The organism is Salmonella sp. 741265073_HBA (assembly GCF_046569105.1).
In the GTDB taxonomy this organism is placed as follows: domain Bacteria; phylum Pseudomonadota; class Gammaproteobacteria; order Enterobacterales; family Enterobacteriaceae; genus Salmonella; species Salmonella enterica.
On the sequence record NZ_JBKFRY010000010.1, the window covers coordinates 1 to 24,464 of the forward strand.

The following is a 24,464-nucleotide window of genomic DNA, read 5'->3' on the forward strand; positions in this document are numbered from 1 at the left end:
GATTTGAATGCCCGGGTATGGGAAAGTGAACTGAAACCGCTGTGGGACAGATACAGCCGGGAGGCGGCGCAATGAGACTGTTACCGGGCATGGTGATGCTGATGCTGGCGCTGGTTATCGCCGGGTCAGCGCGGGCGACCACCGACGTGATGCCGTTTAAAGATGAAGCGCAGGAGCAGCAGTTCCGCCAGCTCACGGAGCAGCTGCGCTGCCCGAAATGCCAGAACAACAGCATTGCGGACTCGAACGCGATGATAGCCACCGACATGCGCCGCAGGGTGTATGACCTGATGCAGGAGGGGAGGAGCCGCCAGGAAATCATCGATTACATGGTGGCGCGCTACGGCAACTTCGTCACCTACGACCCGCCGCTGACCCCGCTGACGGTGCTGCTGTGGGTGCTGCCTCTGGCCGCCATCGTGGCGGGCGGGTGGATAATCGTCGCCCGCACGCGCCGGCGGGTGCGCCTGCGCCGGGAGCCGCTGCCGGCGGACACCCCGGTTTGCGGCGCGCGCGCCGGGTGGGGCGTTTACGTGCCGGGGGCCGTCATTGCGCTGGCGGTCGGCGCCGGCAGCTACGCCCTGACCGGCAGCTATCAGCAGGTCAGGGCCTGGCAGCAGGCGACGGCGCAGACGCCCGGGCTGCTGGCGCGGGCGCTGGACCCGCAGGCGCAGCCGCTGAATGAGGAGGAGATGGCGCGGCTGGCGCTGGGGCTGCGCACCCGCCTGCAGAATGATGCCGGCAATGTTGAGGGCTGGCTCATGCTGGGACGCACCGGTATGGTACTGGGTAATGCCGGTACCGCCACCGGGGCGTATGCGAACGCTTACCGTCTGGACCCGAAAAACAGCGATGCGGCGCTGGGCTACGCGGAGGCGCTGACGCGCTCGTCCGACCCGGAGGATAACCGCCGCGGCGGGGAGCTGCTGCGCCGGCTGGTGAGCCGTGACCACACGGATATCCGGGTGTTAAGCCTGTATGCGTTTAACGCCTTTGAGCAGCAGCGTTTTGGCGAGGCGGTGGCGGCCTGGGAGATGATGCTGAAGTTACTGCCGGCGGGTGACGCCCGGCGGGCGGTGATAGAGCGCAGTATCCGGCTGGCGCAGGAGAAATAAGACCCTGACGGCCCGGTGGCGTGGCGCCATCGGGCCTGGCTATCCCAACGATACGCTAAAGCCTGAAAGTGAAGCCCGTGTGCAGTATGATGACGAGCATCGTCTCTTATCAGGACATCCCATGAAACAAATCACTTTTACGCCGCACCATCACCAGCTTACCAACACCAATACCTGGACACCTGACAGCCAGTGGCTGGTCTTTGATGTGCGGCCTTCAGGCGCGTCATTTACGGGCAAGACTATTGAGCGTGTCAATGTGCATACCGGCGACGTGGAGGTGATTTATCGCGCCGTGCAGGGCGCGCATGTCGGTGTGGTGACGGTGCATCCTGCCGACAATCACTATGTGTTTATTCATGGCCCTGAAAACCCTGATGAGACGTGGCATTACGATTTCCACCACCGTCGGGGCGTTATTGCAACGCCGGGGGGCGTGACTAACCTCGATGCGATGGATATTACTGCGCCGTATACTCCCGGCGCGCTGCGCGGCGGCAGCCACGTCCATGTATTTAGCCCGAACGGCGAGCTGGTGAGTTTTACCTATAATGACCACGTTCTGCATGAGCGCGATCCGGCGCTGGATCTGCGTAATGTCGGCGTGGCCGTGCCGTATGGGCCGGTAACGGTGCCGGTTCAGCATCCGCGCGAATACAGCGGTAGCTACTGGTGCGTACTGGTTAGCCGCACGACGCCGGCGCCGAGACCTGGTAGCGATGACATTAACCGCGCCTATGAAGAGGGCTGGGTGGGCAACCGCCAGATCGCCTTTATTGGCGATACGCTGTCGCTGACGGGCAAAAAAGTCCCGGAGCTGTTTATTGTCGATTTACCGTGTCATGAAAACGGCTGGAAACAGGCAGGCGACACGCCGCTGACGGGAACCGAATCAACGATGCCATCGCCGCCGTTGGGCGTAGTTCAGCGGCGTCTTACCTTCACTCACCAGCGTGTTTATCCTGGACTCACTAACGAACCGCGCCACTGGGTCCGCAGTAATCCGCAGGCGACGGCGATCGCCTTTTTGATGCGGGACGATAACGGCGTAGCGCAACTGTGGCTGATATCGCCTCAGGGAGGCGAGCCCCGGCAGTTAACGCATCATGCGACCGGCGTACAGTCAGCGTTTAACTGGCATCCGTCGGGTAAATGGCTGGGACTGGTGCTGGAAAACCGGATTGCCTGCTGCGACGCACAAAGTGGGAGGATCGACTTCTTAACCGCCAGGCACGACAACCCGCCGTCTGCGGACGCCGTCGTTTTTTCACCGGATGGGCGACACGTCGCATGGATGGAAGAGGTGAAAGGGTTCCGTCAGCTATGGGTGACGGAAACCGGGCGATAAATCAGGGAGGAGGCATCTTCGCCGGGGGGATGACGGCATTGGTCATTTTCGTCTCCTCCTCGCTTTTCTCGACGCGCGATCTTACCGAACTGTCTTTGCGGAAGATGTCCCACGGCAGAAGGATCGTATCCATCACGGCGGTAAACGGCATATCCAGGATGGCCAACGATTTTGTGCCCCAGTTTGTCTCATCGTTACCGATCATCGTAGCGCTGGCGCGCGTGCCAGGATAAGTACCCTCTTTACCGCCGGTGTGCGACATGACGCTTGAACAACCGCCTAATAAAAGCATCCCATTCCATATTATCAGCGTTAACCACACGTTTTTTATCATCACTCATTCATCTGTTGGTTGTCGTTATTTGCATGATGAGTTATAGCGATCCGTTGCTAAAAATAACATCACCAGTACGTGGCACTGTGGCGGTAATCGCACTTTAACAATCAGTGCTGTCCCAACCAGTCTATGCAATAGCCAATAAACTGCAAAAAAAAGTCGGATTAAAATACTTGAAAAGTACGTATTCAGACCCATTTATAAGACGTAGTGAATAGAAGGGCACGCCTGATGGGTGTTCTGGCAATCCTGGCCTGTCCATGATGGAAGGTCTGACATTCTCGCTGATTTCAGGAGTTTATGATTATGCGTAACTTTGATTTATCCCCGCTGTACCGTTCTGCCATCGGTTTTGACCGTCTGTTTAACCTGCTTGAAAATAACCAAAGCCAAAGTAATGGCGGCTACCCTCCGTACAACGTTGAGCTGGTAGACGAAAACCACTACCGCATCGCCATTGCCGTTGCCGGTTTCGCAGAAAGCGAACTGGAGATTACTGCCCAGGATAATTTACTGGTGATAAAAGGCGCTCATGCGGACGAGCAGAAAGAACGTACTTACCTGTATCAGGGCATTGCCGAGCGTAACTTTGAGCGTAAGTTCCAGTTAGCGGAGAACATTCACGTTCGCGGCGCAAACCTGGTCAACGGGCTGCTGTATATCGAGCTGGAGCGCGTGATTCCGGAAGCGAACAAACCGCGCCGTATCGAAATTAACTGATTCCGTCAGGTCGCGTCGCGCGGCCTGTCATCCCATGCTCGCCGTCAGGGAGCATATTCGCACGTAAAGTGTGAAGGTAAAAACTCGCTTCTTAGAAGGAGAAATGATTATGCGTAACTACGATTTATCCCCACTGCTGCGTCAATGGATCGGTTTTGACAAGCTGGCCAATGCGCTGCAAAACAGCGGCGAAAGCCAGAGCTTCCCGCCCTATAACATCGAAAAAAGCGACGATAACCATTATCGCATTACCTTAGCGTTAGCCGGTTTCCGTCAGGAAGATCTGGATATTCAACTGGAAGGCACGCGCCTGACGGTGAAAGGCACGCCGGAACAGCCGGAAAACGAGCCAAAATGGTTACATCAGGGCCTGGTCATGCAGCCTTTTAGCCTGAGCTTTACGCTGGCTGAAAATATGGAAGTTTCCGGCGCGACCTTTACCAACGGCCTGCTGCATATTGATTTAACCCGTAACGAGCCGGAAACCATTGCGCCGCAGCGTATCGCCATTAACGAACGCTCCGCATTAAATAGCTAATGAGCTCCTTGCCTTGCCCCGCCAGAGATGGCGGGGCTTTTTTGTGCCACGAAAAAGGGTAAGACGCTGCCGAAGTCAGGACGTCTGGGCGGTTTTGTAACATGAGAATGTGCGCCATGCTGTATATATGCCTTAACGGTTCAGTCATAATCCCTATAAATTGAAATGTTACTCACAGGGAAGAGAAGATGAGTGATATCGCATTGACGGTCAGCGTTCTGGCGTTGGTGGCGGTTGTCGGTTTATGGATCGGCAACATTAAAGTGCGCGGTGTCGGCTTTGGTATTGGCGGTGTGTTGTTCGGCGGTATTATCGTCGGCCACTTCGTCGATCAGGCTGGGGTGACGCTGAGCGGCGATATGCTGCACTTTATCCAGGAATTCGGCCTGATCCTTTTTGTTTATACCATCGGCATACAGGTGGGGCCGGGATTTTTCGCCTCGCTGCGCGTTTCCGGGCTGCGTCTCAATCTGTTTGCTGTTCTGATTGTGATTATGGGCGGGTTGGTCACCGCGATTCTGCATAAAATTTTCGCTATTCCGCTGCCAGTGGTGCTGGGGATTTTCTCCGGCGCAGTCACCAATACGCCTGCGTTAGGGGCGGGTCAGCAAATCCTGCGCGATCTGGGAACGCCAGTGGATCTGGTGGATCAGATGGGGATGAGCTATGCGATGGCGTATCCGTTTGGCATCTGCGGTATTTTGCTCACCATGTGGCTGATGCGGCTGATTTTTCGCGTTAACGTCGAGGCGGAGGCGCAGAAGCATGAATCCTCTCTCGCTAACGGTCATACATTAATTCAAACAATGAATATCCGTGTCGAGAATCCGAACCTCAATAATATGGCTATCCAGGATGTGCCGATCCTGAACAGCGATAAAATCATTTGCTCACGCCTGAAACGCGACGACACGCTGATGGTGCCGTCGCCGGGGACGATTATCCAGGCAGGCGACCTGCTGCACCTCGTCGGCCAATCTACCGACCTGCATAACGCGCAACTGGTGATCGGCAAGGAAGTGGACACCTCGTTGTCGACGCGCGGCACGGATTTACGCGTCGAGCGTGTGGTCGTCACCAACGAAAAAGTGCTCGGCAAACGTATCCGCGATTTGCACTTTAAAGAGCGTTATGACGTGGTTATCTCCCGTCTTAACCGCGCGGGCGTTGAACTGGTCGCCAGTAGCGACGCTAGCCTGCAGTTTGGCGACATTCTCAATCTGGTGGGGCGTCCAGCCTCGATTGATGCGGTAGCCAATGTGGTCGGCAACGCGCAACAAAAACTCCAGCAGGTGCAGATGCTGCCGGTGTTTATCGGCATCGGATTAGGGGTTCTGCTTGGGTCAATCCCGTTGTTTGTGCCGGGATTCCCGGTCGCGTTAAAACTGGGGCTGGCCGGCGGGCCGCTAATCATGGCGCTCATTTTGGGGCGTATCGGCAGCATCGGTAAGCTGTACTGGTTTATGCCGCCGAGCGCCAACCTCGCGCTGCGTGAGTTAGGCATCGTTTTGTTTTTGGCAGTCGTTGGGCTGAAATCCGGCGGCGATTTTGTCGATACGCTGACGCAGGGCGAAGGATTAAGCTGGATTGGCTATGGTATTTTCATCACCGCTATTCCGCTGATTACCGTCGGTTTGCTGGCGCGGATTTTTGCCAAAATGAACTATCTGACGCTGTGCGGGATGCTGGCCGGTTCGATGACCGATCCGCCAGCGCTGGCATTTGCCAACAATCTTCATGCCACCAGCGGCGCGGCGGCGCTCTCTTACGCGACCGTCTATCCGTTAGTGATGTTCCTGCGTATTATCACGCCACAACTGCTGGCGGTGATTTTTTGGGGAATGGGTTAGCGCCTGATGGCGCGTTGCTTATCCGGCCTATGCACTGTGTTAAATCCAGGCTGGATAACGCGCGCCGCACCGGTCACACTTCTGCTCTTCTTCTTATCTCTTTCCTCAATGAACGCGCTAATCAGCGTAATGGCAACGAGCATAATTCCAATTTTTTCAGTTAGTTATCAATCTTCATCGCCTTTTTTTTCGTCGCGACGGGTAGTTTTTCAGCTTTTAATTCGGCAATAATGCCTTTCCTGGCGGTGGCGTTGAAAAAGGTCGCAACTGAAATGAAAAATAGCGGGAATGAGCGCGGTTGTGCCGAAACACGTCACCAGTGAACTACAGTTATTTTGCAATAAGATTCCCTTGCTGCGGGATAATGTGAAGCATATCAGCAACAACGTGAGTGGTATTCTGAAAACGAACGGGAATACATAAGAACGTAAAAGGAGTCGTCATGAAGATTTCCCGCCTCGGAGAAGCGCCGGATTATCGCTTCTCGCTGGCAAATGAGCGTACCTTTCTGGCGTGGATTCGCACCTCGCTGGGATTTCTGGCGGCAGGCGTCGGTCTTGATCAGCTCGCCCCGGATTTTGCCACGCCGGTGATCCGTGAACTGCTGGCGCTACTGTTGTGTCTGTTTGCGGGCGGCCTGGCGATTTATGGCTATCTACGCTGGTTACGTAATGAAAAAGCGATGCGTCTGAAAGAGGATTTGCCCTATACCCATAGCCTGTTGATCATCAGCGTTATTTTGATGATTGTCGCGGTGATAGTAATGGGGCTGGTACTGTATGCCGGATAGTCGTAAAGCCCGTCGGCAGAACGATCCGGGGCTGCAACCGGAACGTACGTCACTGGCCTGGTTTCGCACGCTGCTGGGATACGGGGCGTTAATGGCGTTAGCCGTCAGGCACCACTGGCATCAGGCGGGGTTCTTGTTCTGGGTGTCGATCAGCGTTCTGGCGATAGTGGCGGTGATTCTTTGGCGTTATACCCTGAGTCGTAATTTGATGGATGTCGCGCATAGCGATTTTTCCGAAACTCATGTCGTGCGTGACAAATTTTTGATCTCCCTCGCGGTGTTGTCGCTCGCAATCCTGTTTGCTGTTACCCATATTCGCCAACTTATTGCATTTATCGGGAATTTTATATGACAGGACGTCAGGACATTGTCGTGAGTGATGACCAGATTCAGGTCGTCGTAAATCGCCAGAATAGCCAGCGCCCTCAGCAACTGTACCGTAACTTACAACGGCTCGGCATTCGCAATGTCCATTTTATCCCATTGTTGGAACATGACCGGAACGGAATGTTGACCGAGGATTCATTGTGTTCAGCAGACTGGGGGCGGTTTTTAAATAGCGTATTTGATATTTGGGTACGTGAAGATATTCAGCGTATCTCGGTTCGCCTTTTTGATGAGACGCTACAGCAGTGGTGCGGCGGCAGGAATGGCGCTGAAGCGCCGGACAAGGCGCCGCTAAGCGCTGAATGTCAGAAGTGTTCTTTATTACGATTTTGCGGCGGCGGATGCCCTGAGCATCGGGATAGCCAGGGGAAAAATCAGCTTTGCGAGGGCTACCAGACCTTTTTTAACTACTCCTCGCCGCATATGCGGGTGATGCGGGATTTACTGAAGCAGCATCGCTCGCCGGAGGAGTTGATGGCGATGCTGCGTTAGCGTCACAGGCCTGATAAGCGTAGCGCCATCAGGCGATGGCGTGCCGGATGGCGCAGCCGTCTTTCCGGCACTGAGCGAGTATTAGCGTCCTTTTGCCAGGTATTGTTCCATTTCATCCTCCGGCACCATGCCGCCCCCGGTTGCCCATACCAGATGCGTCGCGTTGCCGAGCTGCGTCTGACTGAATCCATGCCTTTGCTGATACTCGGCGGCGGCGCAAATGCGCTGTGGCCCGGCCATCCCCGCCAGAGCTGATGGCTCCAGTCGAATTCCTTCCTCCTGCGCCAGCCAGCCCAGCATGTCATACATTGTTTGATCGTCTAAGGTATAAAGGCCGTCAAGCAGACGCTCCATTGCCCGACCAACAAACCCCGAAGCGCGACCTACCGCCAGGCCGTCAGCCGCCGTCAGGTTATCAATACCGATATCTTGTACTGAGATGGCATCGTGCAGACCAGTATAAACGCCGAGTAACATGCAGGGTGAATGGGTCGGTTCGGCAAAGAAACAGTGGACGTTGTCGCCAAACGCCAGTTTCAGGCCAAAGGCGACGCCGCCAGGGCCGCCGCCAACGCCGCACGGTAGATAAACAAACAGTGGGTGGCTGGCGTCAACGACGCGTCCCTGCTGCGCGAATTGCGCTTTCAGACGTTGACCCGCTACCGCATAGCCCAGAAATAGCGTGCGGGAGTTTTCATCGTCGATAAAGAAACAGTTTGGATCGGATTGCGCTGCTTTTCGGCCCTGCTCAACCGCCACGCCGTAATCATCCTCGTATTCCACGACCGTCACGCCGTGGCTACGCAGCTTCGCTTTTTTCCAGGCGCGGGCGTCGGCAGACATATGTACCGTCACTTTAAAACCGATGCAGGCGCTCATGATACCGATCGATAGCCCCAGATTGCCGGTTGAACCGACGGCGATACTGTACTGGCTGAAGAATTGTTTAAATTCCGGCGAAAGCAACACGCTATAGTCATCGTCGGTGGTTAACAGACCCGCCTCCAGCGCCAGTTTTTCCGCGTGCGTTAGCACCTCGTAGATGCCGCCGCGCGCTTTAATGGAACCAGAGATTGCCAGGTGACTGTCTTTTTTTAACAGCATTTCACCGTCGATCGTTTGCCCATACTCTTTTTCCAGCCGCTTTTGCATGGCCGGAATAGCGACCACGTCAGATTCGATCATGCCGCCAGCGGCAGCGGTTTGCGGAAACGCTTTCGCCAGATACGGCGCAAAGCGCGCCAGACGGTCATGGGCGGCGTTTACGTCCTGCTCCGTCAGGCCGACATACGGTAGACCTTGTGCAAGAGAGGTGGTGCCCGGGTTAAACCAGGTGGTTTCTTTGAGGGCGACCAGATCCTCGACCAAAGGATACCGGGCGATGAGCTTTTGTATGTTTTCCATAGTACGTCTCTTTACGATCAGATGATAAAGGAAAGCAGGAATGTGCCAGCCAGTGCAACGACAGATGCGATAAACGTGGCCGTCGTATAGTATTTAAACGTTTCATTCAGCGTAGCGCCGCAATACTGCTTGACCAGCCAGAACAGGGAATCGGTCACGATCGTGCAGCCAATGGCGCCGGAACCAATGGCAATCGCAATGATCTCCGGGCTGACGTCAGGATAGAGCGGCAGCATGGGCGCAACAATCGCGGTGGCGCCCATCATCGCCACCGTCGCAGAGCCGACCGCCGCGTGCAGAATCAGCGCTACCAGCCATGCCAGCAGAATCGGGTGCATATGCATATTTGAGAGGATCACCGCCAGCGTGTCCGCCAGCCCGCTACTTTTGAGAATGGCGTTGAACGCGCCGCCCGCGCCGATAATCAGCAGGATGTTCGCAATGGCGCCAAAGCCGTTTTCGGTGTGGGTAAGTAGCGCGCTCATACCCATATGCTGGCGCAGACCGAGTATGTAATACGCCACAAAGACAGCGATAAACATCGCGGTGATCGGATTACCGATAAACTCCAGCAGCGTATACAACGTGCCGTCTTTCGCCATATTCAGTTCAGCGACGGTTTTCACCAGCATCAGGCCAATCGGCAGCAGAACGGTAAACAGCGTTGCGCCCAGCGACGGCAGGGTGTTTTCGGCGCGCACTTCAAGATCCGCAAACTCTGTCGGTACGGGCTTGAACGGCAGACGATTACCCAGAAACTTTAAGAACAGCGGGCCGCCGACCAATGAGGCCATCAGCCCGACCAGCAGACCGTAGACAATCACCGAGCCAATATCCGCCCCCAGTTTATTTGCGACAAACAGCGCAGCCGGATGCGGCGGTACCACGCAATGGACGGCCATCAGCGCGGTACACAGCGGAATGGCCAGCTTCAGCAGCGAGGTATGGGTCTTTTTAGCGATAGAAAACGCCAGTGGGATGAGCAACACGACGCCCACTTCCACGAACAACGTGATACCGCAAATCAGCCCCACCAGTACCATGATCACGTCAGCAGAGAGCCAGCGGCAGCGCTGGAGCGTAAGCCCGATGCGTTCCGCCGCGCCGGAAACCTCCATCATTTTGCCGAGGATGGTGCCAAGACCGATAACGGCGGCCAGAAAACCGAGCGTACCGCCTATTCCGTTTTCTATCGCCGTGACCATCTCCAGCGGCCCCATGCCCATCATCGCGCCGACAAAGAAACTGGCGAGCAGTAACGCCAGGAAGGGGTGGAATTTAAACTTCACGATGGTCAATACGATTAACACGATGCTGATCAGCAGCGTGCTCACTACCCAGATTTGAGCGTGCATATCTCACCTACCCTGTGATTAATCTGTTCTTATTGGACAGAAAAACAGCACCCCCTGACAAACGATATAATTTGCCATTCACATGATGTAAATTGAATCAACTATGTGATTTCCATCTAATATTGCCTTTATTTTGCGATATGGTTCATTTTGCTTCATCTATGTGCGGATTTTTTCAGCGTGTTTTTTTACACTTCGGGAAATTAAAAGATGACTGAGGTTGCCATGGAACCCCTTCGCGATACCCGAAACCGCTTACTCAACGGTTGGCAGTTATCCAAACTCTATACTTTTGAAGTCGCGGCCAGACACCAGTCCTTTGCTCTGGCGGCAGATGAGCTGTCGTTAAGCCCCAGTGCGGTAAGCCATCGTATCAATCAACTGGAAGCCGAGTTGGGAATCCAGCTATTTGTCCGCTCTCACCGTAAGGTGGAGCTTACCCATGAAGGCAAACGGGTATTCTGGGCGCTGAAATCGTCGCTGGATACGTTGAATCAGGAAATCCTCGATATCAAAAATCAGGAACTGTCCGGCACGCTGACCGTGTATTCCCGTCCCTCTATCGCCCAGTGCTGGCTGGTGCCCGCGCTGGGGGACTTTACCCGTCGCTATCCGTCAATTTCTCTCACTATGCTGACCGGCAACGATAACGTTAACCTACAGCGTGCCGGCATTGACCTGGCTATCTATTTTGACGATGCGCCGTCGGCGCAGCTCACGCACCATTTTTTAATGGATGAGGCAATTTTGCCCGTTTGCAGCCCGGATTACGCCCATCGTTTCGCCTTGCAGGACAACCTGAATAACCTGCGGCACTGTACGCTCTTACACGACAGACAGGCGTGGAGTAACGATTCTGGCACCGATGAGTGGCACAGTTGGGCGCAGCATTTTGCAGTAAATTTGCCGGATTCATCCGGCATTGGCTTCGATCGTTCTGATTTAGCGGTGATTGCCGCGATGAACCACATTGGCGTGGCGATGGGGCGTAAACGGCTGGTGCAAAAGCGTCTCGACAGCGGTGAACTGATTGCGCCTTTTGGTGACATGAGGCTGAAATGTCATCAGCATTATTATGTCACCACTCTGCCTGGCAGGCAGTGGCCGAAAATCGAGGCATTTATTCGCTGGTTGCAGGAACAGGTGTGAAGATTTATTACGCTTTGCCGCTACACCTGCCGGGAGTGAATATGCTAAATACGTGCTATCACCGTGGTAAAAATTTTAGGGGGCGTCGTGTTTAAACCGCTTATTGCCTCTCTCATGCTGACCAGCGCGGTCGTCTATGCGAAACCGATGCCTTTGACGGCGGCGCGCTATGCGCAGCAGCTTGGCGTTGGGATGGATGTTGATTGGGCGCGAACGGAACGGGGTATCCGCGAGTTTGATCCGCTGGTCGTGCGGGATTTTAAGGCAAAAGGGTTAACGCATGTCCGTATTCGTGTGGCAGGCGCGCCGACGGAAGCGCGCCTCATTCATTTGCGTAAGCTGGTAGAAGCCTGCGAATACTATGGCGTCATACCCATTATTGCCTATCAGGCGGATGCGTATAAAACCGATCCCAGCGCCAGCCATGAAAAGGAGCTGATCAACTGGTGGAGCGTGGTCGCGCGCTATTTTGGTCAGACATCCCCGCTTCTGGGGTTCGATCTCATTTATGAGCCTGCCGACAAACTCAATCATAATATGGCGTCGCTGAATCGCGTATATGACAAAACCATCCGCCTGATTCACGCCATTGACCCACAGCGGATGATTTTCGTTGCCCCCCGCATGCGCGCCGCGCCGGAGGATTTGTCGGCGCTTAAACTGCCGGCGCAAAGCCAGAACTATGTACTGGCGGAGTGGCACATCTTCCCGTGGGGGCCCCTGAAAAGCGGCGGTAAATATCCGTGGACGTCAGGCACGGCGGCGGAAAAAGCGGCGATTCGGGCACGGATTAACGCTGCGGTTCGCTGGCAGCATAAGACCGGCCATGCAAGCTGGGTGGGCGGATGGGCGCCGGGAGAGTCGATAAAAATAACGCCGGTCGCTTCACAGTTCGCGTTTGCCCGTTTTATGGCCTGCGAGCTGAAAAAAGCGCATATTCCGTATGCGATAAACGCAGACACTCAGTTTTATGACGGCGAAGAAGGAGCGTGGCGCCCGGCGCAGGAGCCCCTGCTCAATGCGATGATCGCGCCGGAATGTGAAACGCCCGGCAAAAAGCCGGGCGAGGGAAATGTTAAACCGTCTGTCCCTGATGCGATATCCGTGACGCCAGCGGCAGCCAGCACGCCAGGATCAGCAATCCCATAAGGGTCATCAGCAATCCCAGACTGCCCTGACCGGTTTGCGGCAGCATTGCCGAAAGCCACGCCAGTACGCCGGAACCAATATTTTGCAGCCCGCCGACCAGCGCGCCAGCGGTGCCTGCGAGGAACGGAAACGGCTCCATCGCGCCGCTGGTGGCCAGTGGAAATAACATCCCGGCGCCGAAGAAAAACAGCGCAGCGGGGATGAGTAGTGTCCAGACGTTCATCACGCCAAACCAGCCGGGAATCCACATCATAAGGCCTGCCAGCAGACAGCAAATAACTGACTGCCACATCAGGGCTGAGAAGCGTTTATTCGGGCGTCCGGCAAACCAGGCGCCGAAGAACGCCGCCGGAATCGGCAGAATAAACAGAATGCTTACCACCATACTGCTGAGACCTAATACTGCTCCCATCAGCACGCCGGAACAGGCTTCAAAGACCGCAATGCCAGCCAGCCCGCCGATTAGCATCAGCAGGTAACAGTTAAATGCGCCGTTGCCAAACAGCGTTTTATAGCTGGCGATCAGCCGTGTGCGCGGCGCGCCGGCGGGGCGGGTTTCCGGCATCCAGCGCGCCATGCTGAAGGTGACGCCAGCGCAAAGCACCAGCAGGAAAGCGTAACAAGCGCGCCAGTTCCACAGGGTGTCCAGCAGACCGCCAATCAGCGGCGCTAACAGCGGGCTGACCAGAATCCCCATATTTAACAGGCTATTGGCGTGACGAAGTTGCGTTCCTTCATACAGATCGCGCGGGAGTGTTCTCGCCATTACTCCGCCAACGCCGGTTCCCATCCCTTGCATGGCGCTGGCGGCAATCAACACCGTCAAACTATGCGTGGTCATGGCGATCAGGGTCGCTACCATAAAAATAGACATGCCGACGAGGATTACCGGGCGGCGCCCAACCCGGTCGGAAAGCGGGCCGTAAAACAGTTGCGAGACGCCGTAGGTCAGGAGGTAAGCAGCCATTACGCTTTGGACGGCGCCTTCCCGGACGTTTAGCGCTTGTGCCATATCGGCGATGGCGGGAATATAAATGGTTTGCGCCATCTGCCCTACGGCCACCAGTAATACCAACATCAACAACAAATTGACGTTTCTCTGCCTTTTCATTTCGCTGATTACTTTTCAAAAAAAGAAAAAATAAGAATAACTTGCTGCGCATTCCCATAAATGCGAGAGGAATCTATCACACCAGAAAAAGAAGGCCAGACAGCGACCAGCAATGGCAGACGAAGGAACGGCAGGATATGTAAACAAAAGCGGCAACAAATGTTGCCGAGAATGTGTTACGTCTGCGGCTGTTATTGGGCGATCATGACAGACGGAGTAAAATCGCCCCGAGGGCAATCCCGCCTGCCGCCACCAGACGTAGCCCGGCCACTTTCTCTTTAAGCAACAGCCAGGCTATCAGCGCGCCGAATAAAATCGACGTCTCACGCAGCGCGGCGACCACCGCCAGCGGCGCCTGGGTCATGGCCCATAGCGCCAGCCCATAAGATCCCATAGTGCCAATCCCGCCCAAAATGCCTTTTTTCCACTGTTGCGCCAGATAACGCGACGCTTCCCGCCGCCGCGCAATCATCGCCCAGGTTAACAGGCAGGCGCCGTTGAGAAAAAATGACCATAGCGTATAGCCCAGCGCCGTTTCTGAGAGTCTTACGCCGGTCCCGTCCACCAGCGTATATCCGGCAATAAAACAGGCGTTAGTTAATGCCAGCACGACACCACGTTGAGAACTGGCGCGGCCATTACAGGCCATCCCAAGTATCGCCATGCAGATCACTGCGATGCCGACCCAGGCGAGCGACGACAGGCTATCGCCAAGAAACAGAACGCTAATGAGCGCCACCAGCAGCGGCGCGGTGCCGCGCATAAGAGGATAGGTCTGGCTCATGTCCGAGACCTGATAGGTTTTCGCCACCAGGACGGTATACACCACCTGGAGCGCGGTAGAGGCCGCTAAAAAAGGGATACTGGCGTGAGCTGGCTGCGGCGAGAAGGGCAAAAGGATCAATGCCATGACCGCCGCGGAACCGCTGACGCCGATCGCGGCGTAGAGCTTATCGTTTCCCGCTTTGACAATGGCGTTCCAGCTGGCGTGTAGCAGCGCGGCGAACAGCAAAATGCAGAAAACGGAAAGGGTCATAGCGTCAGGCGTCGTTGAGGGTGTCATAAAAACGTAACATACCCGGGAAGCGAAAGACCAGCGGATAAGGTGAAAGGGGAGCGGTTGCCCGCTCCCCTTCGGTGCGGCTTGAATCTGAATTACTTAAGGTATTTCAGAACAGCATCAAGCAGTTGCAGTGCTGCAACAATGAGTTTCAGGATAAGAATGGTGATATCCACTACGCTCATACGCGTCTCCTGTGGTTAAGGAGCACTGCCAGCCGACGTACCTTTCCGCTGCCTGTTGCCAGCTGTTGCGCACGCGATCCCTTTTGCGAGGAATAGTATGCGTGTTGACATAACACAGTGTGCTCACGAGGGGGTTAAGGCGCTGACGGCACCACCCGTTTCAGCCAGGACTTCGTTGCGCCGGTTTACGATGCGGCCCCCGCATAACACATTGTGTCAAAGACATTATAGTTAAGTACTGTATAAATGAACAGTAATTTATAGACAGAACGGAGCTTCTGATCCATACTCAAATTCATCAAAATTCGCGCCGAAATTGCGCGTTCTGCACAGAACGCGTATACTTCTGCTGTTGACATAACACAGTGTGCTCCGCGGCTACCACCCGCATTACGCTGTAAGAACCTCGCTTCGGCGAGGTTTTTTGTTTTCCGGCATTGTGAAATGCGTGATCATCAATCCCGGCGATTACCGGAGGGCGCTACGCTTATCACGCCTATACTCAAAGCGTGTAAATTCGTAGAAAAATGTGATCGCTGACGCATTTTTGTGCAGATGAAAATTTTTCCGTTGTCATGCTGAAAGCGCTGTGCTTGTATAAAACGTGTTAATAACAAACAGACAAGGCCCCTAATGAACCCTTCCATGCTGAACGCGACCCTACTAACAACTGCGCCATCTCGCGCAGTGGTCGTCGTGCGTGTGGTGGTGGTCGTCGGCAATGCGCCGTAGGGTCCGGAACACACACGATTCCAAAACCCCGCCGGCGCAAACCGGGCGGGGTTTTTTGTTTAAGACACCTTCCCGGAACGTCGGCTCAGAATAAAAGGAATGGAGCATGGCAAGTTCGGGCACAACATCTACACCTCAGCGCTTTACGGGCGCGGAATTTATTGTTCATTTTCTGGAGCGCCAGGGGATTCGTATCGTCACCGGCATTCCCGGCGGTTCGATCCTCCCCGTTTACGACGCGTTAAGCCAAAGCACGCAAATCCGTCATATTCTGGCGCGCCATGAACAAGGCGCGGGGTTTATTGCGCAGGGGATGGCGCGAACGGAGGGTAAACCTGCTGTTTGTATGGCCTGTAGCGGGCCGGGCGCGACCAATCTGGTCACGGCCATTGCCGATGCGCGCCTGGATTCCATTCCGTTAATCTGCATTACCGGGCAGGTTCCGGCGTCCATGATCGGTACTGACGCGTTTCAGGAAGTGGATACCTACGGTATCTCTATCCCCATCACCAAGCACAACTATCTGGTCAGAAATATCAACGAGCTGCCTCAGGTGATGAGCGATGCTTTTCGTCTGGCGCAGTCGGGGCGTCCCGGCCCGGTGTGGATAGACGTTCCTAAAGATGTGCAGACGGCGACAATTGAGCTGGATGCGTTGCCGTCGCCGGCGGAAAAATCACCCCCGCCGGAGTTTAGCGCAGAGAGTATCCGCGAGGCCGCCGCAATGATTAACGCGGCGAAGCGTCCGGTGCTGTATCTGGGCGGCGGCGTGATCAATGCGCCGACACGCGTGCGTGAACTGGCGGAAAAAGCGCAACTGCCGACGACAATGACCTTAATGGCGCTGGGAATGCTGCCTAAGGCGCATCCGCTGTCGTTAGGAATGCTGGGGATGCACGGCGCGCGCAGTACCAATTTTATTCTGCAAGAGGCCGATTTACTGATTGTCCTGGGCGCGCGTTTTGATGACCGGGCGATTGGCAAAACGGAGCAGTTTTGTCCGAACGCCAAAATCATCCATGTGGATATCGATCGCGCCGAGTTAGGCAAAATTAAGCAGCCGCATGTGGCTATTCAGGCGGATGTCGATGATGTACTGGCACAGTTAATTCCCCATATCGAGGCACAGCCGCGGGAAGCATGGCATCAGTTGGTGGCGGACTTGCAGCAAGAATTCCCTTGCAGTATTCCCCAGGAAAATAACCCGCTTAGTCACTATGGGCTGATTAATGCGGTCGCCGCCTGTGTGGACGACAACGCGATTATTACCACTGACGTAGGTCAGCATCAGATGTGGACCGCGCAGGCTTATCCGCTCAACCGTCCGCGTCAGTGGCTGACTTCCGGCGGGCTGGGCACCATGGGGTTTGGTCTGCCCGCGGCGATTGGCGCGGCGCTGGCGAATCCGGGCAACAAGGTGCTGTGTTTTTCCGGCGACGGTAGTTTGATGATGAATATTCAGGAGATGGCTACCGCCAGTGAAAACCAGTTGGATGTGAAAATTATCCTGATGAATAACGACGCGCTGGGACTGGTACATCAGCAACAGAGTCTGTTCTATAAACAGGGCGTTTTTGCGGCAACCTATCCGGGAAGCATCAACTTTATGCAGATTGCCGCCGGGTTTGGTCTGGACACCTGTGATTTGAATAACGAAGCCGATCCGCAGGCGGCGTTGCAGGCTATCATTCGTCGTCCTGGACCGGCGTTGATCCATGTGCGCATTGATGCAGAAGAAAAAGTATATCCGATGGTGCCGCCGGGCGCGGCAAATACAGAGATGGTGGGGGAATAAGCCATGCAGAAACAATCACATGATAACGTTATTCTGGAGCTGACCGTTCGCAACCATCCTGGCGTGATGACCCACGTCTGCGGGCTGTTCGCCCGACGCGCTTTCAACGTTGAGGGTATTCTCTGTTTACCGATTCAGGGTAGCGATCAGAGCCGCATCTGGCTTCTGGTCAATGACGATCAGCGGCTTGAACAGATGATCAGTCAGATCGATAAACTGGAAGACGTGGCGAAGGTGGTACGAAACCAGTCCGATCCCACCATGTTCAATAAAATTGCCGTCTTTTTTGAGTAAGTTATTCACTTTCCGAATCAGGCGTGATGACTTTGACGGAACCATTCCGACAGTGAACGGCATAATCTGTCGGTAATGGGCGATCGCTAATCAGGACATCAAAGGCAGAAAGCGGACCAATGCTGGCAGGCGCGACCTCATCAAACAGGGCGTGACGCGCCAGCAAAATTTTGCGCAGACCGCGCTCCATCGCTTTACGTTTGGCGGCAAGATCATCCGGGTTAAACCAGCTCACGCCAAAATGTTCATGTACGCCGCTGGCGGAAATAAACACTTTGCGCGGATTGAGCGAATCCAGCGCCGAAGGATTATTGGCATCATAAAAGGCATCGCTCTTGGCCCGATAGGTGCCGCCGCACAGAATCGCCGTGGCATTAGGCTTTTCATTCAGCGCGATAAATACCCGATGCGAGTAGCAAATCCCGGTAAAGGTAATATCATCCGGTATCATGCTGATAACTAATGGCATTTCCGGACCGTTATCAAAAAAAACCAGATCGTTTTCACGCACCAGGCCGGCGGCCAGGATCGCAACGGGAAGGTCGTCCCGATGATGCGTCTTTTTCGCCGGCAGCGGCATATTGGTTGAAGACGTAGGCTTATTTACCATGACAATATAGCCGCCGAGCAGTGTCAGCGGTAAAGGGTCATCATCCTGGCTGAGATCGCGGCGAATGGTCATCACCGAAACTTCCAGCATCCGCGCGGCGTCTTTCAGATGGATTCGATCGGTCTTTTTCAGTAACTCCATCAAGCGTCGGATACGTTCTTTTTGCTTGGTCTCCATTCACCCTCTCCACAAATCATGTTGTTATGTTCCATCAGTAACATTTATGTGTTTCTGAGAACATTACAGTGTGGCACTACTATACGTCTGGCCGTCAGGAAATAAAAGTGGGTTTATTCGCGTTTTATAACAATAAATAGTTAATTTTCAGTAAATTGTAACCCTAAAAATGATTTAATGCGCGGCGTATGTTCCGCCGGGGATTGTTCACGAAGTAAATGGCAAAATGATCCTCTAATCGCGATCATAGTCACAAATGATACGGAAGTAACATGATAATGTTATTTTAATATCATTGTCGTGTGACGATTTCTGAGAGGGAGTAAAATGGATATCGCGGTTATTGGCTCTAACATGGTGGACCTTATCACCTACACCAACCAGATGCCCAAAGAAGGGGAAACTCTGGAAGCGCCGGCGTTTAAAATCGGCTGCGGCGGAAAAGGGGCGAACCAGGCCGTGGCGGCCGCTAAGCTCAATTCAAAAGTATTGATGTTGACCAAAGTGGGCGACGATATTTTTGCCGACAACACCATTCGTAATCTCGAATCCTGGGGGATCAATACGACGTATGTAGAAAAAGTACCGTGTACCAGCAGTGGCGTAGCGCCGATTTTCGTCAACGCCAACTCCAGCAACAGCATTCTGATCATCAAAGGCGCTAACAAGTTTCTCTCGCCGGAAGATATCGATCGCGCGGCGGAAGATTTAAAAAAATGCCAGCTTATTGTTCTGCAACTGGAAGTTCAGCTTGAAACGGTTTATCACGCAATAGAATTTGGCAAGAAACACGGGATTGAAGTGTTATTAAATCCTGCGCCAGCATTACGGGAATTAGATATGTCTTATGCCTGTAAATGCGATTTCTTTGTACCCAATGAAACCGAGCTGGAAATATTAACCGGTATGCCAGTGGATACCTATGACCATATCCGCGCAGCGGCACGTTCGCTGGTGGATAAAGGGCTGAACAATATTATTGTCACCATGGGTGAGAAAGGCGCGCTGTGGATGACGCGTGACCAGGAAGTCCATGTTCCGGCGTTTAAAGTGAACGCTGTCGATACCAGCGGCGCGGGCGATGCCTTTATCGGCTGTTTCGCGCATTACTATGTCCAGAGCGGGGATGTGGAAGCCGCCATGAAAAAAGCCGTCCTCTTTGCCGCTTTCAGCGTCACCGGGAAAGGCACCCAATCCTCTTATCCAAGCATTGAGCAATTTAATGAGTATCTTTCGTTGAACGAATAACAATCACCCTGCACTGTTAAAGGTAGCACTATGAACGATAAAAACATCGTTCAGATGCCCGACGGGTATCTGAATAAGACACCTCTGTTCCAGTTTATTTTGTTATCCTGTTTATTCCCATTATGGGGATGCGCAGCCGCGTTAAATGATATTCTGATTACGCAATTTAAAAGTGTATTTTCGCTGAGCAACTTTGCTTCGGCATTAGTACAAAGCGCCTTTTATGGCGGTTATTTTTTAATTGCTATTCCGGCCTCGCTGGTCATTAAAAAAACCAGTTATAAAGTGGCGATACTTATCGGCCTGACGCTATACATTGTCGGCTGTACGCTCTTTTTCCCGGCGTCGCACATGGCGACCTACACCATGTTCCTCGCGGCGATTTTCGCCATTGCGATTGGCCTGAGTTTCCTGGAAACGGCGGCGAATACCTACAGTTCGATGATCGGGCCGAAAGCCTACGCCACGCTGCGGCTGAATATCAGCCAGACCTTTTATCCGATCGGCGCGGCGGCAGGCATTTTATTGGGTAAATATCTGGTCTTTTCCGAAGGGGAAAGCCTGGAAAAACAGATGGCGGGCATGAATGCCGAGCAAGTCCACAACTTCAAGGTGCTGATGCTGGAAAACACTCTGGAACCCTATAAGTACATGATTATGGTTCTGGTAGTGGTGATGGTACTGTTCCTGCTGACGCGTTTCCCGACCTGTAAAGTCGCGCAAACCGCGAGTCATAAACGTCCTTCGGCGCTGGATACGTTACGCTATCTCGCCAGCAACGCCCGTTTCCGTCGCGGTATTGTGGCGCAGTTCCTGTATGTGGGAATGCAGGTGGCGGTCTGGTCGTTCACTATCCGTCTGGCGCTGGAATTAGGCGATATCAATGAGCGCGATGCCTCAACCTTTATGGTCTATAGCTTCGCCTGCTTTTTTATCGGCAAGTTTATCGCCAACATTCTGATGACACGCTTCAACCCGGAAAAAGTCCTGATCCTTTACTCTGTGATCGGCGCGCTGTTCCTGGCCTACGTGGCGCTGGCGCCCAGCTTTAGCGCGGTATACGTGGCGGTGCTGGTCAGCGTTCTGTTTGGCCCCTGCTGGGCGACCATTTATGCCGGAACGCTCGATACCGTCGATAACGAACATACCGAAATGGCGGGGGCGGTCATCGTGATGGCGATTGTCGGCGCGGCGGTGGTTCCTGCGATTCAGGGTTATGTGGCGGACATGTTCCACTCGCTACAGCTCTCATTCCTGGTTTCCATGCTGTGCTTTGTTTACGTTGGCGTTTACTTCTGGCGCGAAAGCAAAGTACGCGGCAACCTGGCTGAAGTCGCCGCGTCCTGAGGAGATCAACCATGACAACACGTATTACATTATGGCGGGAGCTTTTTAGCGAGCAGCCGCGTATCTTGCTGGAAAATGATGATTTTACGGTTACGGCGTTTCGTTACGCCAGCGGCGTGGAAGGACTGAAAATACAAAACAGCCGCGGTCATCTGGTGATTCTGCCCTGGATGGGGCAGATGATTTGGGACGCGCAGTTTGACGGTCATGATCTGACTATGCTCAACATGTTCCGCCAGCCGAAGCCGGCTGCGGAAGTGGTGGCAACGTATGGTTGCTTTGCTTTCCATTCCGGACTATTGGCGAATGGCTGCCCGTCGCCGGAAGATACACATCCGCTGCACGGCGAGATGCCCTGCGCTGCCATGGACGACGCCTGGCTGGAGTTAGAGGGCGACAGTCTGCGCGTGACCGGACGCTACGAGTATGTGATGGGGTTCGGTCATCATTATCAGGCGCAACCTGCGGTGGTAATGCGTAAAGCAAGCGCGCTGTTTGATATTCAGATGACAGTGACTAACCTGGCTTCAGTCGCCATGCCACTACAGTACATGTGCCACATGAACTATGCCTATGTGCCGAACGCCACGTTCCGTCAGAATATCCCGGATACCGCGCTGAAGCTACGCGAGTCGGTGCCGGCGCATGTCAAACCCACGGCGCAGTGGCTGGCGTTTAATCAACGACTTTTGCAGGGTGAAGCCTCGCTGGCAACGCTCAACGAGCCTGGCTTTTACGACCCGGAAATCGTGTTCTTCGCCGATGAACTGGACAGGTACACGGATACCCCGGAATTCAGTATGATCGCCCCGGATGGCACTACGTTCGTGACACGTTTCGCCAGCGCGGAGCTGAATTACGTGACCCGCTGGATTCTTTATAACGGCGATCAGCAGGTAGCCGCCTTTGCCCTGCCCGCGACCTGTCGGCCTGAAGGTTTTCTCGCGGCGCAGCGAAATGGAACCTTGCTTCAACTGGAACCGCAGCAAACCCGGACGTTCACCGTCACGACAGGCATTGTCTGACCGCTCAAGGCTTGAACACCCAGGCACTTATCGTTAAGGTAAGTGCTTTTGCCGGATGGCGGCATTAATGCCTTATCCGGCCTACAACGGCACCTGCCCGTAGGCCTGATAAGCGCAGCGCCATCAGGCATGCCTTAGCGCCAGGATGAACCCATGATTACCGTTGCCCTTATCGACGACCACCTTATCGTCCGCTCCGGCTTTGCACAGCTACTGGGGCTGGAACCTGATTTGCAGGTGGTCGCTGAGTTTGGTTCCGGGCACGAAGCGTTGGCAGGCTTGCCGGGGCGCGGCGTACAGGTGTGTATCTGCGATATCTCAATGCCGGATATTTCCGGACTGGAGCTGCTAAGCCAACTGCCAAAAGGGATGGCGACGATCATGCTCTCGGTTCACGATAGCCCGGCGCTGGTGGAACAGGCGTTGAACGCCGGTGCGCGCGGTTTTCTCTCTAAACGCTGTAGTCCGGATGAACTGATCGCCGCGGTGCATACGGTGGCGACGGGCGGCTGCTATTTGACCCCCGATATTGCCGTGAAACTGGCGGCGGGTCGGCAAGATCCGCTGACCAAACGCGAGCGTCAGGTGGCGGAAAAACTCGCCCAGGGTATGGCGGTAAAAGAGATTGCCGCCGAGCTGGGGCTGTCGCCAAAAACGGTGCATGTCCATCGCGCGAATCTGCTGGAAAAATTAGGCGTCAGCAATGACGTTGAACTGGCGCATCGCATGTTTGACGGTTGGTAATGAACACCTTTTTTTCCCGTTTAATCACCGTTGCTGCCTGCTTTTTTATTTTCTCCGCCGCGTGGTTCTGCCTGTGGAGCATCAGCCTGCATCTGGTAGAACGCCCGGAGCTGGCGGCGCTGCTCTTTCCCTTCGGCCTGCGCCTGGGACTTATGCTGCAATGCCCGCGCGGCTACTGGCCAGTATTGCTGGGCGCGGAGTGGCTGCTGGTGTACTGGTTGGCGCAGGAAGTTGCACTGGCCCATCTGCCGCTTTTGATGATCGGTAGTGTGTTGACGCTACTGCCCGTGGCGCTGACTTCGCGTTACCGCCATCAGCGCGACTGGCGCACGTTATTGCTTCAGGGCGCGGCCCTCACCGCCGCGGCGCTACTGCAATCCCTGCCCTGGCTGGGGCAGGGGGAAGCGGCATGGAACGCGCTACTGCTGACCCTCACGGGGGGTCTGACGCTGGCCCCCATCTGCCTGGTTTTCTGGCACTATCTCACCAGCACTACCTGGCTGCCGCTGGGACCATCGCTGGTATCGCAGCCGGTAAACTGGCGCGGGCGGCATCTGATCTGGTATCTGCTGCTGTTTATCGTCAGTCTGTGGCTGCAACTGGGTTTACCTGCTGAACTTTCGCGCTTCACGCCGTTCTGCCTGGCGTTGCCGATTATCGCGCTCGCCTGGCATTATGGCTGGCAGGGCGCGCTCATTGCCACACTGATGAACGCTATCGCGCTGATCGCCAGCCAGACCTGGCACGATCATCCTGTCGATTTATTACTTTCGCTGTTGGCGCAAAGCCTGATCGGGTTACTGCTTGGCGCGGGCATTCAGCGTCTGCGCGAGCTGAACCAGTCGTTGCAAAAGGAGCTGGCGCGCAACCATCGGCTGGCGGAGCGTCTTCTGGAGACCGAAGAGAGCGTGCGGCGCGATGTTGCGCGTGAGCTGCACGATGACATCGGGCAGACCATCACCGCGATTCGTACCCAGGCGGGCATTGTGCAACGACTGGCGGCGGATAACGGCGGCGTGAAGCAGAGCGGGCAACTTATCGAGCAGCTTTCGCTGGGCGTGTATGACGCCGTGCGTCGCCTGCTGGGGCGCTTGCGCCCGCGCCAGTTAGACGACTTAACGCTGGCGCAGGCCATCCGTTCGCTGCTGCGCGAAATGGAGCTGGAAAGCCGCGGTATTGTCAGTCACCTCGACTGGCGAATTGACGAAACGGCGCTGAGTGAAAGTCAGCGCGTGACGCTGTTTCGCGTCTGTCAGGAAGGGCTGAATAACATCGTAAAACATGCCAATGCCAGCGCGGTGACGCTCCAGGGCTGGCAGCAGGATGAGCGGCTGATGTTGGTGATTGAGGATGACGGCAGCGGCCTGCCGCCGGGCTCTCAGCAGCAGGGCTTCGGCCTGACCGGAATGCGCGAACGCGTGTCGGCGCTCGGCGGGACGCTAACCATCTCTTGTACCCACGGTACGCGGGTGAGCGTCTCGTTGCCCCAGCGTTACGTTTAA

The 24,464-nt window shown here is 54.9% G+C and carries 25 protein-coding genes, 3 pseudogenes and 1 other annotated feature; of the genes and pseudogenes, 19 read left to right on the forward strand and 9 right to left on the reverse strand.

The window, feature by feature from the left end:
• The 3 genes and pseudogenes from ACLD3P_RS14175 to ACLD3P_RS14185 all read left to right on the forward strand — a co-directional run.
• Window positions 1–75 (forward strand): annotated as a pseudogene (locus ACLD3P_RS14175) (hypothetical protein); the annotation flags it as partial.
• Entirely contained in the window at window positions 72–1,115 is a 1,044-nt protein-coding gene (locus ACLD3P_RS14180) for a cytochrome c-type biogenesis protein CcmH (protein WP_411006481.1), read from the forward strand. The pseudogene ACLD3P_RS14175 and the gene ACLD3P_RS14180, both read left to right, overlap by 4 nt.
• 121 nt (window positions 1,116–1,236) lie before the next feature.
• Complete coding sequence (locus ACLD3P_RS14185; protein WP_411006480.1) at window positions 1,237–2,463, forward strand: DUF3748 domain-containing protein; 1,227 nt, start codon at window positions 1,237–1,239, stop codon at window positions 2,461–2,463.
• Between the two features lies 1 nt (window position 2,464).
• Here the strand turns inward: ACLD3P_RS14185 and ACLD3P_RS14190 are convergent, their stop codons facing one another.
• Complete coding sequence (locus ACLD3P_RS14190; RefSeq protein ID WP_001675643.1) at window positions 2,465–2,797, reverse strand: YceK/YidQ family lipoprotein; 333 nt, start codon at window positions 2,795–2,797, stop codon at window positions 2,465–2,467.
• Window positions 2,798–3,039: 242 nt separating this feature from the next.
• Window positions 3,040–3,113, forward strand: a sequence feature (ROSE (Repression Of Heat Shock gene Expression) occurs in the 5'-region of heat shock genes and acts as an RNA thermometer to modulate expression.).
• On the opposite strand from ACLD3P_RS14190, the gene ibpA reads away from it, so the two are divergent.
• From ibpA to ACLD3P_RS14220, 6 genes are all read left to right on the forward strand, one after another.
• Window positions 3,107–3,520, forward strand: a complete 414-nt coding sequence (gene ibpA / locus ACLD3P_RS14195) for a small heat shock chaperone IbpA (protein ID WP_080083144.1) — start codon at window positions 3,107–3,109, stop codon at window positions 3,518–3,520. (Overlaps the previous feature by 7 nt.)
• A gap of 109 nt (window positions 3,521–3,629) precedes the next feature.
• Entirely contained in the window at window positions 3,630–4,058 is a 429-nt protein-coding gene (gene ibpB / locus ACLD3P_RS14200; protein ID WP_001246919.1) for a small heat shock chaperone IbpB, read from the forward strand.
• Between the two features lie 188 nt (window positions 4,059–4,246).
• Window positions 4,247–5,908 carry a putative transporter gene (locus tag ACLD3P_RS14205; RefSeq protein WP_063916960.1) on the forward strand — a complete coding sequence of 554 codons (1,662 nt, stop codon included), beginning with the start codon at window positions 4,247–4,249 and terminating at the stop codon, window positions 5,906–5,908.
• A gap of 442 nt (window positions 5,909–6,350) precedes the next feature.
• The gene (locus ACLD3P_RS14210; RefSeq protein ID WP_000703964.1) at window positions 6,351–6,698 is read left to right on the forward strand and encodes a YidH family protein; all 348 of its coding nucleotides are present in this window, start codon (window positions 6,351–6,353) and stop codon (window positions 6,696–6,698) included.
• Entirely contained in the window at window positions 6,688–7,050 is a 363-nt protein-coding gene (locus ACLD3P_RS14215) for a DUF202 domain-containing protein (protein WP_001113454.1), read from the forward strand. The genes ACLD3P_RS14210 and ACLD3P_RS14215 overlap by 11 nt, the downstream gene beginning before the upstream one ends.
• The gene (locus tag ACLD3P_RS14220) at window positions 7,047–7,577 is read left to right on the forward strand and encodes a radical SAM protein (protein ID WP_000147830.1); all 531 of its coding nucleotides are present in this window, start codon (window positions 7,047–7,049) and stop codon (window positions 7,575–7,577) included. Before ACLD3P_RS14215 ends, ACLD3P_RS14220 begins: the two co-directional genes overlap by 4 nt.
• Before the next feature lie 81 nt (window positions 7,578–7,658).
• Here the strand turns inward: ACLD3P_RS14220 and dsdA are convergent, their stop codons facing one another.
• Window positions 7,659–8,981 carry a D-serine ammonia-lyase gene (dsdA, locus tag ACLD3P_RS14225; RefSeq protein WP_079982166.1) on the reverse strand — a complete coding sequence of 441 codons (1,323 nt, stop codon included), beginning with the start codon at window positions 8,979–8,981 and terminating at the stop codon, window positions 7,659–7,661.
• A gap of 17 nt (window positions 8,982–8,998) precedes the next feature.
• Window positions 8,999–10,336 carry a D-serine transporter DsdX gene (gene dsdX, locus ACLD3P_RS14230; protein WP_000543317.1) on the reverse strand — a complete coding sequence of 446 codons (1,338 nt, stop codon included), beginning with the start codon at window positions 10,334–10,336 and terminating at the stop codon, window positions 8,999–9,001.
• 225 nt (window positions 10,337–10,561) lie between these two features.
• Here dsdX and dsdC point away from each other — a divergent pair, with 225 nt between their 5' ends.
• Both dsdC and ACLD3P_RS14240 read left to right on the forward strand, forming a co-directional pair.
• A complete protein-coding gene (dsdC, locus tag ACLD3P_RS14235) occupies window positions 10,562–11,485 on the forward strand; it encodes a DNA-binding transcriptional regulator DsdC (protein WP_001522218.1) in 924 nt (307 codons plus the stop codon).
• 63 nt (window positions 11,486–11,548) lie between these two features.
• Window positions 11,549–12,634: a cellulase family glycosylhydrolase gene (locus tag ACLD3P_RS14240; protein ID WP_033903574.1), complete on the forward strand. Its 1,086-nt coding sequence runs from the start codon at window positions 11,549–11,551 to the stop codon at window positions 12,632–12,634.
• On the opposite strand, the gene emrD is transcribed toward ACLD3P_RS14240, so the two are convergent.
• From emrD to ACLD3P_RS14260, 4 genes and pseudogenes are all read right to left on the reverse strand, one after another.
• A complete protein-coding gene (emrD, locus tag ACLD3P_RS14245) occupies window positions 12,561–13,745 on the reverse strand; it encodes a multidrug efflux MFS transporter EmrD (RefSeq protein WP_000828742.1) in 1,185 nt (394 codons plus the stop codon). The genes ACLD3P_RS14240 and emrD overlap by 74 nt on opposite strands.
• A 202-nt stretch (window positions 13,746–13,947) precedes the next feature.
• Window positions 13,948–14,808, reverse strand: a complete 861-nt coding sequence (locus ACLD3P_RS14250; protein ID WP_079973792.1) for a DMT family transporter — start codon at window positions 14,806–14,808, stop codon at window positions 13,948–13,950.
• A 92-nt stretch (window positions 14,809–14,900) separates the two neighbouring features.
• The gene (gene tisB, locus ACLD3P_RS14255; RefSeq protein ID WP_000117642.1) at window positions 14,901–14,990 is read right to left on the reverse strand and encodes a type I toxin-antitoxin system toxin TisB; all 90 of its coding nucleotides are present in this window, start codon (window positions 14,988–14,990) and stop codon (window positions 14,901–14,903) included.
• Window positions 14,987–15,101, reverse strand: a pseudogene (locus tag ACLD3P_RS14260) (hypothetical protein). Before ACLD3P_RS14260 ends, tisB begins: the two are co-directional and overlap by 4 nt.
• Before the next feature lie 522 nt (window positions 15,102–15,623).
• Here ACLD3P_RS14260 and ivbL point away from each other — a divergent pair.
• From ivbL to ilvN, 3 genes are all read left to right on the forward strand, one after another.
• Entirely contained in the window at window positions 15,624–15,722 is a 99-nt protein-coding gene (ivbL, locus tag ACLD3P_RS14265; protein ID WP_001541152.1) for an ilvB operon leader peptide IvbL, read from the forward strand.
• A 106-nt stretch (window positions 15,723–15,828) separates the two neighbouring features.
• A complete protein-coding gene (gene ilvB / locus ACLD3P_RS14270; RefSeq protein WP_000168439.1) occupies window positions 15,829–17,517 on the forward strand; it encodes an acetolactate synthase large subunit in 1,689 nt (562 codons plus the stop codon).
• A gap of 3 nt (window positions 17,518–17,520) precedes the next feature.
• Window positions 17,521–17,811: an acetolactate synthase small subunit gene (ilvN, locus tag ACLD3P_RS14275; RefSeq protein ID WP_001171826.1), complete on the forward strand. Its 291-nt coding sequence runs from the start codon at window positions 17,521–17,523 to the stop codon at window positions 17,809–17,811.
• A gap of 1 nt (window position 17,812) precedes the next feature.
• Here the strand turns inward: ilvN and ACLD3P_RS14280 are convergent, their stop codons facing one another.
• Entirely contained in the window at window positions 17,813–18,598 is a 786-nt protein-coding gene (locus tag ACLD3P_RS14280; protein WP_000448642.1) for a DeoR family transcriptional regulator, read from the reverse strand.
• A gap of 327 nt (window positions 18,599–18,925) precedes the next feature.
• Between ACLD3P_RS14280 and rbsK the strand changes: the two genes are divergently transcribed.
• From rbsK to ACLD3P_RS14295, 3 genes are read left to right on the forward strand one after another with little or no spacing between them, the layout of a single operon-like run.
• Window positions 18,926–19,846, forward strand: a complete 921-nt coding sequence (rbsK, locus tag ACLD3P_RS14285; RefSeq protein ID WP_024798149.1) for a ribokinase — start codon at window positions 18,926–18,928, stop codon at window positions 19,844–19,846.
• A gap of 30 nt (window positions 19,847–19,876) precedes the next feature.
• Window positions 19,877–21,193: an L-fucose:H+ symporter permease gene (gene fucP, locus ACLD3P_RS14290; RefSeq protein WP_000998359.1), complete on the forward strand. Its 1,317-nt coding sequence runs from the start codon at window positions 19,877–19,879 to the stop codon at window positions 21,191–21,193.
• A gap of 11 nt (window positions 21,194–21,204) precedes the next feature.
• Window positions 21,205–22,218, forward strand: a complete 1,014-nt coding sequence (locus ACLD3P_RS14295) for an aldose 1-epimerase family protein (protein ID WP_000213195.1) — start codon at window positions 21,205–21,207, stop codon at window positions 22,216–22,218.
• Here ACLD3P_RS14295 and ACLD3P_RS14300 read toward each other — a convergent pair.
• Window positions 22,164–22,349: pseudogene (locus ACLD3P_RS14300) on the reverse strand (hypothetical protein); the annotation flags it as partial. The gene ACLD3P_RS14295 and the pseudogene ACLD3P_RS14300 overlap by 55 nt on opposite strands.
• A 22-nt stretch (window positions 22,350–22,371) precedes the next feature.
• On the opposite strand from ACLD3P_RS14300, the gene uhpA reads away from it, so the two are divergent.
• Window positions 22,372–22,962 carry a transcriptional regulator UhpA gene (uhpA, locus tag ACLD3P_RS14305; RefSeq protein WP_064013038.1) on the forward strand — a complete coding sequence of 197 codons (591 nt, stop codon included), beginning with the start codon at window positions 22,372–22,374 and terminating at the stop codon, window positions 22,960–22,962.
• Window positions 22,962–24,464: a signal transduction histidine-protein kinase/phosphatase UhpB gene (gene uhpB / locus ACLD3P_RS14310; RefSeq protein ID WP_411006479.1), complete on the forward strand. Its 1,503-nt coding sequence runs from the start codon at window positions 22,962–22,964 to the stop codon at window positions 24,462–24,464. Before uhpA ends, uhpB begins: the two co-directional genes overlap by 1 nt.

Coding starts and splice junctions, on each gene's coding strand:
- rbsK (WP_024798149.1), top strand. CDS start 18,926: ATGGATATCGCGGTTATTGGCTCTAACATGGTGGACCTTATCACCTAC.
- dsdA (WP_079982166.1), bottom strand. CDS start 8,981: ATGGAAAACATACAAAAGCTCATCGCCCGGTATCCTTTGGTCGAGGAT.
- emrD (WP_000828742.1), bottom strand. CDS start 13,745: ATGAAAAGGCAGAGAAACGTCAATTTGTTGTTGATGTTGGTATTACTG.
- ivbL (WP_001541152.1), top strand. CDS start 15,624: ATGAACCCTTCCATGCTGAACGCGACCCTACTAACAACTGCGCCATCT.
- uhpB (WP_411006479.1), top strand. CDS start 22,962: ATGAACACCTTTTTTTCCCGTTTAATCACCGTTGCTGCCTGCTTTTTT.
- ACLD3P_RS14280 (WP_000448642.1), bottom strand. CDS start 18,598: ATGGAGACCAAGCAAAAAGAACGTATCCGACGCTTGATGGAGTTACTG.
- tisB (WP_000117642.1), bottom strand. CDS start 14,990: ATGAGCGTAGTGGATATCACCATTCTTATCCTGAAACTCATTGTTGCA.
- fucP (WP_000998359.1), top strand. CDS start 19,877: ATGAACGATAAAAACATCGTTCAGATGCCCGACGGGTATCTGAATAAG.
- ibpA (WP_080083144.1), top strand. CDS start 3,107: ATGCGTAACTTTGATTTATCCCCGCTGTACCGTTCTGCCATCGGTTTT.
- ibpB (WP_001246919.1), top strand. CDS start 3,630: ATGCGTAACTACGATTTATCCCCACTGCTGCGTCAATGGATCGGTTTT.
- ACLD3P_RS14215 (WP_001113454.1), top strand. CDS start 6,688: ATGCCGGATAGTCGTAAAGCCCGTCGGCAGAACGATCCGGGGCTGCAA.
- dsdC (WP_001522218.1), top strand. CDS start 10,562: ATGGAACCCCTTCGCGATACCCGAAACCGCTTACTCAACGGTTGGCAG.
- ilvB (WP_000168439.1), top strand. CDS start 15,829: ATGGCAAGTTCGGGCACAACATCTACACCTCAGCGCTTTACGGGCGCG.
- ilvN (WP_001171826.1), top strand. CDS start 17,521: ATGCAGAAACAATCACATGATAACGTTATTCTGGAGCTGACCGTTCGC.
- ACLD3P_RS14190 (WP_001675643.1), bottom strand. CDS start 2,797: ATGATAAAAAACGTGTGGTTAACGCTGATAATATGGAATGGGATGCTT.
- ACLD3P_RS14250 (WP_079973792.1), bottom strand. CDS start 14,808: ATGACACCCTCAACGACGCCTGACGCTATGACCCTTTCCGTTTTCTGC.
- uhpA (WP_064013038.1), top strand. CDS start 22,372: ATGATTACCGTTGCCCTTATCGACGACCACCTTATCGTCCGCTCCGGC.
- ACLD3P_RS14205 (WP_063916960.1), top strand. CDS start 4,247: ATGAGTGATATCGCATTGACGGTCAGCGTTCTGGCGTTGGTGGCGGTT.
- ACLD3P_RS14185 (WP_411006480.1), top strand. CDS start 1,237: ATGAAACAAATCACTTTTACGCCGCACCATCACCAGCTTACCAACACC.
- ACLD3P_RS14220 (WP_000147830.1), top strand. CDS start 7,047: ATGACAGGACGTCAGGACATTGTCGTGAGTGATGACCAGATTCAGGTC.
- ACLD3P_RS14210 (WP_000703964.1), top strand. CDS start 6,351: ATGAAGATTTCCCGCCTCGGAGAAGCGCCGGATTATCGCTTCTCGCTG.
- ACLD3P_RS14295 (WP_000213195.1), top strand. CDS start 21,205: ATGACAACACGTATTACATTATGGCGGGAGCTTTTTAGCGAGCAGCCG.
- ACLD3P_RS14180 (WP_411006481.1), top strand. CDS start 72: ATGAGACTGTTACCGGGCATGGTGATGCTGATGCTGGCGCTGGTTATC.
- dsdX (WP_000543317.1), bottom strand. CDS start 10,336: ATGCACGCTCAAATCTGGGTAGTGAGCACGCTGCTGATCAGCATCGTG.